The following is a 1,145-nucleotide window of genomic DNA, read 5'->3' on the forward strand; positions in this document are numbered from 1 at the left end:
TATATAGAACGCAATTAACAAACGCACATCATCACGCCAATCATCAAATCGGGTAATGAAATAGTAAATAAAACCTGGTGGCGATGAAGATGAGTAGTGAAAACATGGAGCAATTAACCACAGCTATGCGAGAAACATCAGATAAACGCCTTTACGAAAGATACCTGGCGGTCAGTCTTCGCCTTGAAGGTCATTCGTTTGCGGAAATTGGCGATGTACTCCGTCGTAGGCGCCAAACCATTAGCCTCTATTGGCAAGCGTATCAGGCGCATGGGCTCGCCGGGCTGGAAATGGATCATTCCCCTGGACAACCGAATAAGCTGAGCGAGGAACAGCGTAATCTGCTAGCCGCCATGCTGGAGCAAAAAGCGCCGGCCGATGTGGGCTTTGAAGCCCGTTACACCTGGACACTCCCGCTGGTGGCCGAGTGGATCAAGCGGTCGTTTGGCGTCACCATGAGCGTACGCGGAATTAGCGCAATGCTCAAACGAATGAACTTCAGCTTTACGAAAGCGACCTATTCACTCGTCAAAGCCGACGCAGATGCCCAAGCTGCTTTCCGCAAGAAAACCTTGACTCAGCTCAAAAGGCAGGTTGCTGCCGAAGAAATCGAACATTTGCTGTTTGAAGATGAATCGATGATCCGTTCCTACCAAGCCCTCCAATACAATTGGTTCCCGCGCGGCAGGCAACGCAAAGTGCCGACTTACGGCAAGCATGAAGGCGCCAAGTTGTTTGCGGCGATCAACTACGAAACGGGGCAAGTGCATCATCGGGAAGAAGAGAAAGCTGATGTGGCGGCTTTCGTTCGCTTTCTGGAAGATCTTCTCGGTGCGTATCCGACAGGAAAAATCGCACTGATCTTGGACAATGGCCGAATTCACCATGCCACAGCGTTACAGCCTTTTTTAGCCAAACATCCTCGTTTACACCTGGTCTTTCTGCCGCCTTACAGTCCAAACCTTAATCCGGTCGAAGGACTATGGCTATGGCTTAAAGCCGACGTGGTCAATAACATCTTTTTTGAAAAATTTTATAAGATTAGGCTTCATGTAAGCCAATTTATGCAGCGGATCAACAAGCATCCGTTGCAGACCATTGATCGTCTGCTTGTTCGGTTATGATATTAATTGCGGTCTATATAG

At 48.7% G+C, this 1,145-nt stretch carries 1 protein-coding gene; it reads left to right on the forward strand.

Annotated elements, in window-relative coordinates; all coding sequences use genetic code 11:
- Positions 1–83 precede the first annotated feature (83 nt).
- Positions 84–1,124, forward strand: a complete 1,041-nt coding sequence (locus ACFOTD_RS34490; protein WP_378124535.1) for an IS630 family transposase — start codon at positions 84–86, stop codon at positions 1,122–1,124.
- The last annotated feature ends 21 nt before the right edge of the window (positions 1,125–1,145 follow it).

Source organism: Cohnella sp. GCM10012308, assembly GCF_042649185.1.
Taxonomy (GTDB): Bacteria; Bacillota; Bacilli; order Paenibacillales; family Paenibacillaceae; genus Cohnella.

Bases quoted from the DNA above. Each gene is read 5' to 3' on its own strand.
- ACFOTD_RS34490 (WP_378124535.1), top strand. From the start codon at position 84: ATGAAGATGAGTAGTGAAAACATGGAGCAATTAACCACAGCTATGCGA.